Origin of the sequence: Ruegeria sp. (genome assembly GCF_965199275.1) — a bacterium.
Taxonomy (GTDB): Bacteria; Pseudomonadota; Alphaproteobacteria; order Rhodobacterales; family Rhodobacteraceae; genus Ruegeria.
The window spans coordinates 1-7,539 of sequence record NZ_CBDAQX010000029.1 but is presented as its reverse complement, the minus strand read 5'-3'; the positions used below and the strand labels follow the sequence as shown (position 1 = coordinate 7,539).

Here is a 7,539-nt window from a genome sequence, read left to right as displayed (position 1 = left end):
CGCGCGCCTTTGTCGACAAGGCTCCGGGGAACTACGCGTTTCTGGGGCCGATTGCGCAGGCCTTCCCGAACGCGGTAATCCTGAACGTCATGCGCGATCCGCGCGATGTGGCGCTGTCGATGTGGCGGACGCATTTCGGAGCGGGTGGCCTGTACTACACGCATGATCTGAGCTGGATGGCAGCCGAGGCAAACCGCTATCGCCGTTATATTCAGCACTGGCATGCCGTGCTTCCGGGGCGGGTCCATGACATAAGCTACGAACATCTGGTGAATAATCTGGAGGACGGCGCCAAGGAGCTGGCCCAGCTTTGCGACGTGCCTTTTGAAAAGGCGATGCTATCGCCCGACAAATCCTCGGATGCGATCAGAACGGCCAGCAACCTTCAGGCTCGTAAACCCGTCAACACCGCTTCGGTCGGGGGGTGGCAGGCTGTGGCCGATCACTTCGCACCGTTTGTGAAAGGGTTGGACACCGATCTTTGGCCTGAAGTCTTCAATGATCAGGCCTAAACGAAACGCGTAGGGTTCAAATTCCGTTGATCATCCCGCGTGCACGTGGTCATACGCGCCGGTTTGCGCCACTGTGCCCCTGAAATTTTTTCGGTGGAAACTGGGGCTGAGATGGTCAGAGCGATTGCTGCTCTTCTGGTCGTTCTGACCTGCGGTTGCCGCGAAGAGGTAACGATGCTAACGAAGGATCAGCTTGCGGCGCTTTTGGTAGAGGATCGCCAGATTGCCTTGAATCGTGCTGGCATCGCCGGCGCGGCACGTGTGAACGCCGACCAGAGTTTTGAAGTCGAAGTCCCCCGGCTTGGCCGGGACACTGGTGTCTGGTGGTTGGAGGGCGACAGGATCTGCAGCCGTTGGAAGACGTTCCGCAAAGATCAGGACCTCTGCGCTGCGGTGGGGCAGGTTGAGGATGGCACCTATCGCGGCTACACATCGGGGCGAGGCTCTTATCTGGGAGAGTTCACTCTCCTGCCTTAACCGATTGCCCAGGCCTTCGCCGCATCAACCTCGATCCCTTGTGGCGAAACGGCGGTGCCGACCACCAAACGTTCAACCCCCTGCGCCTGCGCCGTGTCGAAGGCCACCGCATAGGCCGTGTCGATATCGGCGGCCAGCGCGAAGCGGTCGCAATCGGTGCGTTGCACCAGATATAGCATGATCGCGCGGTGGCCCTGCTCGGCCATGGAGGCCAGCTCATGCAGATGTTTGGTGCCGCGAGCGGTGAGGCTGTCGGGGAATTCGGCCAGACCGGGCTGGCGGGAAAGCGTGACGCTTTTGACCTCGACATAGGCATCCGGCAGGCCGGGCTGGGTCAGCAGGAAATCAATGCGGCTGTTCTGGCCGTATTTCACCTCGGCCCGGACGGTTTCATAAGCGGCCAGTTCGGGGATCTCGCCACCCTCCAACGCCGCGCGCAGTGCCCGGTTCGGCACCGAAGTGTCGACGCCGGTGAAATGGCCATTCTCGTGATCAACCAGCCGCCAGCCGTATTTCAGCTTTTTCTTCGGATCGTCATTGGGCTCCAGCCAGATTTTCTCGCCCGGTTCAGCCAGTCCCATCATTGAGCCCGGATTGGCGCAGTGGGCTGTCACCTCGCGCCCATCCTCTAGCGTGCAATCGGCCAGAAAGCGTTTGTAGCGGCGGATCAGTCGGGCGGGGACAAGGGGGGTTTCAAATCTCATGCCCCACGGCCTATACCTGCCCCAACAGCCGATCAAGAGGGGGCGCGCGCCATGGCCAATCCAACCGCTGCAATGCTTGTCATCGGGGATGAGATCCTCTCGGGCCGGACGCGCGATGCGAATATGCATTACCTTGCGGGTGAACTGACCAAGCATGGCATCGACCTGAAAGAAGTGCGTATTGTCAGCGATGACGCCCCGGCGATCGAGGCGGCGGTCAAGGCGCTGTCTGGGTCTTTCGACAATGTGTTCACCAGTGGTGGCATCGGACCGACGCATGACGATATCACCGCCGATTGCATCGCCCGCGCTTTTGACACCCCAATTGACGTGCGCGACGATGCGCGCGCACTTTTGCAGGCGCATTACGACAAGTCAGGGCTGGAGTTGAATGAGGCCCGCCTTCGTATGGCCCGCATTCCTGATGGGGCCGCGCTGATCGACAATCCGGTCTCAACCGCGCCCGGATTTACCATCGAAAACGTGCATGTGATGGCCGGGGTGCCCTCGGTCTTCCAAGCCATGGTTGCCAGTGTCTTGCCGGGCCTGACGGGCGGTAGCCCGCTGTTGTCGCAGACCTTGCGGGTGGATCGGGGCGAAGGCGACATCGCTGCCACGCTGTCTGCACTGGCTGAGGCGTTCTCGGACCTGTCCATCGGCTGCTATCCGTTTCAGATCAACGGGGTCTTCGGCGCCAACGTGGTGATCCGGGGCACCGAGGGTGCGCGCATCGATGCGGCCATGACCCAATTGGCAAAAGAGCTCGAGTTGTGAGCATCAACTGGCCCGACATCGTTGACGGAACATGGCCCGCCGCGCGTTATGAGACCTTTGGCCCCTTTCGCCTGCGAGAAGGGCAGGGCGGTGGATCACGCGTGTCTGCCGCCAATGCGCTGGGTGAGGCGACCGAGGCCGATATCATCGCGGCCGAGGGTGCCATGCGGGCTATGGGCCAGAAACGCATCTTTTGCCTTTGGCCCAATGACCACAAGCTCGACGCTCAACTGGAAGCACGCGGCTATAAGGTTCTGGACCCGGTCAACATCTACGCCTGCCCGCCAGAACTGCTGACTGATCAGCCTCTGCCCCGCGTGACCGCGTTCGACATTTGGCCACCGCTTGCAGTCATGGAGGAGATCTGGGCCAAGGGCGGTATCGGCCCTGAACGTCTGGCCGTGATGGAGCGTGCTGCGGGCCCCAAGACCGCGTTCCTGTTGCGGCATTCTGATCGCCCGGCGGGAACTGTGTTCATGGCTATGAAAGGCGATGTGGCCATGGTGCATGCGCTTGAAATCTTGCCCGATCACCGCCGCCAGGGTCTGGGCCAATGGGCCATGCGGGCAGCAGCCTTCAGGGCGCGGGACAACGGGGCGAAAACGCTCAGCGTGATCTGTACAAAGGCCAATGACGGGGCGAATGGCCTCTACCGCGCGCTCGGGATGGAGATTGTCGGGGAATACCATTATCGTCAACGTGTCTAAGGAGTTAAGAAAGCCCGTGACCCAGACTGATCTACCCACCGCGCTGAACCTGCCTATGGCCGACCCTTTGCCGCCCGAGACGCAGAAATATTTTGATGTCTGCCTCGAAAAGCTGGGCATGGTGCCGAATGTGCTGAAGGCCTACGCGTTCGATATCGACAAGCTGAACGCCTTCACGGCTATGTATAACGACCTGATGCTGGCAGAGAGCGGGCTGTCCAAGCTTGAACGTGAGATGATCGCGGTGGTCGTGTCCTCGATCAACAAGTGCTTCTACTGCCTTGTTGCTCATGGTGCAGCAGTGCGGCAGATGTCCGGTGATCCGCAATTGGGCGAGATGCTTGTGATGAACTACCGCACCGCCCCTCTGGATGCGCGCCAGCGTGCGATGCTGGATTTCGCGGCGAAGATGACCACCGCCAGCGCCGAGATTGAAGAGGCCGACCGCCAGCACCTGCGCGATCAGGGCTTCAGTGACCGGGATATCTGGGACATCGCCAACGTCACCGGGTTCTTCAACATGTCCAACCGGGTGGCCAGTGCCACCGCCATGGCGCCCAACCCCGAATACCACGCGCAAGCCCGATGATCCGACGCCTCGCCCTTGCCTTTTGTCTGATGGCCGGGCCGGGTCTGGCGCAAGATCTGACCCTGCCCGCCAGCGCGCGTCAGATCAGCGAGAGGACCTCGCCGTTGGACAGCTATGAGCTGCCCACAGGGCCCGTTGCAGATGGCATAGTCCCTGCTCGCACGGTCGAGGGGCGGGTCGAGCGGCTGACATGGCGCTTGCAGGCGGGCTCTAGCACGACGCTGCAATTGCTGGCTCCGCTACGGGATCAGCTCGTGGCGCAAGGCTTTGATATACTGTTTGAATGTGAGGCTCGGACCTGTGGCGGGTTCGATTTCCGCTTCGGGACCGAAGTGGTGCCAACGCCGGATATGTACGTCGCCATTCGTGACTATCGTTTTCTATCTGCCACCAAAGGTGATGAGGCGCTCAGCCTGCTGGTCAGCCGAAACCCGCCGGATGGCTATGTGCAACTGATCCGCGTCGCACCCGTTGATGCTCCGGCGCCAGCGCCTGTGGTCGTTGAGCAATCCGCCAATGGAACGGAGGGTCTGTTGGACACATTGCAGCAGTCGGGCCATGTGATCCTTGACGATTTACATTTCCGCACCGGCGAGGTGGCGTTGGGCGACGGCCCGTTCGCCTCCTTGTCGTTGCTGGCGCAGTTCTTGGCAGACAACCCGTCGACCCGATTGGCGTTGGTCGGTCATACCGACGATACGGGCGCGCTGCAGGCCAATACAAAGGTCAGTACCGAACGGGCGCAGGCGGTGCGCGCCCGTTTGATCGACACGCACGGCGTCGCGGCAGATCGGATCGAAGCACAGGGTGTGGGATATCTTGCTCCGCTGGCCTCGAACGCGACGCCGGAAGGGCGCGACCTGAACCGTAGGGTCGAGGCTGTCTTGCTGGTCAACTGACGCGTCTGCACAAAAAAAGACCCGCACGAAGAACGCACGGGCCGATCCAGTTCACCGGGAGAATTACCAGTCCATCGCGCCTTTTTCGGAATACGCGTCAACGAGGAAGTCTATGAAGGCCCGTACCTTGGGCTGAGTGAAGCGGCCTGGAGGATAGACCGCGTAGATGCCTTGCACCTCATCCGGCAGGGATGGCATTGCATCCACAACCTCACCGGATTTCAGCGCATCAGCGTAAAGATAGCTGGGCAGATAGGCGATCCCGAGGCCCGAGACCGCCGCGTTTAACAGCGATTGGCCATCATTCACGCTGAGCCAACCGGCCGTGCGCACCTGGCGTTTCTCGCCCGACGGGGCAGTTAGGCGCCAGACATTGCCCGAGGATTGGCTGGAATAGTGCAGCAGCTTGTGTTCGTTCAGATCGTCGATCTTCTGTGGCCGTCCGTATTTCTCAATGTAGCTGGGGGCTGCAACCAACCGTTTGACGGTTTCCGTCAGCTTACGGGCGCGCAAAGTGCTGTCTTCCAGCTCTCCGATGCGAACGGCGACGTCAAAGCCTTCGGAAATCAGTTCCACGTAGCGGTTATTGAGCACCATGTTCACGGTAATGTCGGGATAGGTGGCCAGAAAATCTGACAGCACGGGCGACAGGTGATTCCTGACTTCCGACATTTTTTCGTATAAGTCATTGATATTATTATGCCTTGGTTGCCAAAAGGCACTACACGGACTTTTTTCGCCAGCGATTGTTTCGGAGTGTTGAGGGAGCTCAGGCTTTGGTCTGGCCAGTTTTTCGGGTGCGCCCGGGGGGTATCTTGAAAGGGGCTTCGTTCCAGGTCAGGCCGACGCAGGTGAGGATGCGTCTGGCATCGACCGTGGCATGGCTTGGCATGCCGTAGCGGTCAGGGGTGCCTTTGTGGCGCAGGATCGAGAGCTGCAATGCGTTCAACTCGTTGCGGATACGAGCCGGGCTCATCGGGTGTCCGAGCAGGTCCAGATGCTTGCGCAGGTGCTGCAGGCAGCAGAAGGCCATGTAGCAGATGGCGATATGGGCCCGGACCCGACGCGGCGACCAGTGATAGATGGGCCGGATTTTCAGATCGTGCTTGTTGGTGCGGAAGCAGGCTTCGATCTCCCACAACTGGTGATAGCGGGCAATGACGTCCTGTGCCTCCAGTTCGTCCGCACCATGAACAACAATGGCATGCAGCCCGTCCCATTGTGCCGCTGCCTTGATCTTTGCATCATCCAGCGTGACGTCCCCGCTGTCGGGGAAGGCCAGGAAGCGGCCATATCCCCGGCTGCTGAAGCTGCCGGGTTTGCGAGAGCGCTTGAGCTTCTTGTGCAGCTTTTCGATTGCCTTGTCGCGCTTGTGGGCATCATTGCGTGCCCGGGTGGGTGACCAGGTCACAATGACCCGCGCTCCCTCCTGGTCGATCACCTTGTACCAGCCCTTCTCGGTTGCCTCTTCAGAACCGTGTCCAGCCCAAGGCTGGCGTCCCTCCGGGCTCAAAATGTTCGCCTTCACGGCGGCCGGGGCGGACTTCATGCGATAGCCGAGGATGTAGGGCAGACCCTTGTTCTGCAACATCTGCTGGTTGTCCTTGCTGAGCATGGCGGCATCGGCCACGAACGTGACCCTGGCCACGTCGAAGCGTCCCTCCAACGCCTTCAGCGCAGCTTCCAGCGTATGACCTTCCCAGGTGTTTCCCGGGAAGAGTTCATAGCCCACAGGCAGCCCATCGGAGGTGACGATCAGCGCCAGCATGACCTGAGCGCGGTGATGCTTGCCATCCTTGCTGAAGCCCTTGGCCAGAAGATGATCCTGCTCGACCCCGTCCGCATCCTCGGCCGGGTCCTCGCGCTCGGTGTCAAAGGCCAGGGTCGTGCAATCGTAGAACAGCACGGTCACTGGCCCGCCCAGCAACTTCTCTGCCGCCGCGTGAGAGGTTTTGCAAATCCCGTCTATCACCGGCGTATTGATGTAATCCATGCTCCGATAGACCACGTCCAGATTGAGCGTGATGCCTGCCTGGTTCTCCAACGCCTCCACGGTCGCGCGCTTGCTCTCGGGCTGTGCGATCCGCGCCATAACCAGCTCTTTCACAATGCGATTGGCACTTTTACGCGCCGCCCCCAGAAGGGCCCCCCAACCCAGTTGGTCATACATCGTCCCCATGACATCCCGCAGACCCAGAGAGACCCGCGCCTCCTCACGGCACTCGGCAAGATCAACGCCAAGCTTGTCCGGCCGCGGAGCGCGGCGCACCAGCGCCTGCAGATCGGCATATTCCGTGGGCGTGAACAGTTCCATTTGCGGCGAGCGATCAATGCGTAATTGCTCCATCAAGCGGCCCGCCAGACGCTTGATATCCTCAATCTCGCTGTCGTTATGGGCCACACCCACATGGCGCAGGATCTTCTGGCGTACCTTGGAGCCGGTGCGGACGGATTCAACGATCTGGATCCGTGTGCGGTTGAGCTTTGCGTCATGTTTGGTGCGGATGAACATGGGCGAAGAGGTTAGCCATCTGAAGGCCCATGTCAATACTTTTTATAATAATGGGGCACTACAACGCGCCTCTGAGCAACCACACCTGAAAACAAACCAAAAACCCAGTCAGATCAACAAAAAGGTCGGAAGTCAGGAGAAAATCTGACAGCACGGGCGACAGGTGATTGACCCCGAAATCCGTCGCCACGCTGATCCGCAGCAGGCCAGAAGGGGCCGATTGCATCGCGGTGACCAGCGAATCCGCCTCACCTGCGTCGTTCAGCACCCGGCGGGCGCGATCGTAATAGGCCAAACCAATCTCTGTCGGAGAAACGCGGCGTGTGGTCCGGTTGAGCAGTCGTGCCCCCAGCCTCGACTCGAGG

Annotated in this window: 9 protein-coding genes and 2 pseudogenes; 7 read left to right on the top strand and 4 right to left on the bottom strand. The window is 60.4% G+C overall.

Annotation, left to right across the window (positions count from 1 at the left end; genetic code table 11):
• Both ACOERD_RS27960 and ACOERD_RS27955 read left to right on the top strand, forming a co-directional pair.
• Positions 1–512, top strand: a 512-nt coding sequence (locus ACOERD_RS27960; protein WP_419741191.1) for a sulfotransferase family protein, incomplete at its 5' end; no start/stop codon positions are given.
• 111 nt (positions 513–623) lie between these two features.
• Positions 624–989 carry a hypothetical protein gene (locus ACOERD_RS27955; protein WP_419741190.1) on the top strand — a complete coding sequence of 122 codons (366 nt, stop codon included), beginning with the start codon at positions 624–626 and terminating at the stop codon, positions 987–989.
• Here the strand turns inward: ACOERD_RS27955 and sfsA are convergent.
• On the bottom strand, positions 986–1,693 hold the full coding sequence (gene sfsA / locus ACOERD_RS27950) for a DNA/RNA nuclease SfsA (RefSeq protein WP_419741189.1): 708 nt from the start codon (positions 1,691–1,693) through the stop codon (positions 986–988). The two genes, ACOERD_RS27955 and sfsA, sit on opposite strands and share 4 nt — an antisense overlap.
• A 51-nt stretch (positions 1,694–1,744) precedes the next feature.
• Here sfsA and ACOERD_RS27945 point away from each other — a divergent pair, with 51 nt between their 5' ends.
• The 4 genes from ACOERD_RS27945 to ACOERD_RS27930 are packed head-to-tail and all read left to right on the top strand — an operon-like array spanning position 1,745 to position 4,662.
• Positions 1,745–2,467: a competence/damage-inducible protein A gene (locus tag ACOERD_RS27945; protein ID WP_419741188.1), complete on the top strand. Its 723-nt coding sequence runs from the start codon at positions 1,745–1,747 to the stop codon at positions 2,465–2,467.
• Positions 2,464–3,174: a GNAT family N-acetyltransferase gene (locus ACOERD_RS27940; protein WP_419741187.1), complete on the top strand. Its 711-nt coding sequence runs from the start codon at positions 2,464–2,466 to the stop codon at positions 3,172–3,174. Before ACOERD_RS27945 ends, ACOERD_RS27940 begins: the two co-directional genes overlap by 4 nt.
• A 16-nt stretch (positions 3,175–3,190) precedes the next feature.
• Positions 3,191–3,763 (top strand): peroxidase-related enzyme, encoded by a 573-nt coding sequence (locus tag ACOERD_RS27935; protein WP_419741186.1) that lies wholly within the window; start codon positions 3,191–3,193, stop codon positions 3,761–3,763.
• Positions 3,760–4,662, top strand: a complete 903-nt coding sequence (locus ACOERD_RS27930) for an OmpA family protein (protein ID WP_419741185.1) — start codon at positions 3,760–3,762, stop codon at positions 4,660–4,662. The genes ACOERD_RS27935 and ACOERD_RS27930 overlap by 4 nt, the downstream gene beginning before the upstream one ends.
• A 63-nt stretch (positions 4,663–4,725) precedes the next feature.
• On the opposite strand, the pseudogene ACOERD_RS27925 reads toward ACOERD_RS27930, so the two are convergent.
• Positions 4,726–5,319: pseudogene (locus ACOERD_RS27925) on the bottom strand (substrate binding domain-containing protein); the annotation flags it as partial.
• A 112-nt stretch (positions 5,320–5,431) separates the two neighbouring features.
• Complete coding sequence (locus tag ACOERD_RS27920) at positions 5,432–7,174, bottom strand: IS1634 family transposase (RefSeq protein ID WP_419737624.1); 1,743 nt, start codon at positions 7,172–7,174, stop codon at positions 5,432–5,434.
• On the opposite strand from ACOERD_RS27920, the gene ACOERD_RS27915 reads away from it, so the two are divergent.
• Positions 7,167–7,322: a hypothetical protein gene (locus tag ACOERD_RS27915; RefSeq protein WP_419741184.1), complete on the top strand. Its 156-nt coding sequence runs from the start codon at positions 7,167–7,169 to the stop codon at positions 7,320–7,322. The genes ACOERD_RS27920 and ACOERD_RS27915 overlap by 8 nt on opposite strands.
• On the opposite strand, the pseudogene ACOERD_RS27910 reads toward ACOERD_RS27915, so the two are convergent.
• Positions 7,311–7,539 (bottom strand): annotated as a pseudogene (locus ACOERD_RS27910) (LysR family transcriptional regulator); the annotation flags it as partial. The gene ACOERD_RS27915 and the pseudogene ACOERD_RS27910 overlap by 12 nt on opposite strands.

Coding starts and splice junctions, on each gene's coding strand:
- ACOERD_RS27955 (WP_419741190.1), top strand. CDS start 624: ATGGTCAGAGCGATTGCTGCTCTTCTGGTCGTTCTGACCTGCGGTTGC.
- sfsA (WP_419741189.1), bottom strand. CDS start 1,693: ATGAGATTTGAAACCCCCCTTGTCCCCGCCCGACTGATCCGCCGCTAC.
- ACOERD_RS27945 (WP_419741188.1), top strand. CDS start 1,745: ATGGCCAATCCAACCGCTGCAATGCTTGTCATCGGGGATGAGATCCTC.
- ACOERD_RS27930 (WP_419741185.1), top strand. CDS start 3,760: ATGATCCGACGCCTCGCCCTTGCCTTTTGTCTGATGGCCGGGCCGGGT.
- ACOERD_RS27915 (WP_419741184.1), top strand. CDS start 7,167: ATGAACATGGGCGAAGAGGTTAGCCATCTGAAGGCCCATGTCAATACT.
- ACOERD_RS27920 (WP_419737624.1), bottom strand. CDS start 7,174: ATGTTCATCCGCACCAAACATGACGCAAAGCTCAACCGCACACGGATC.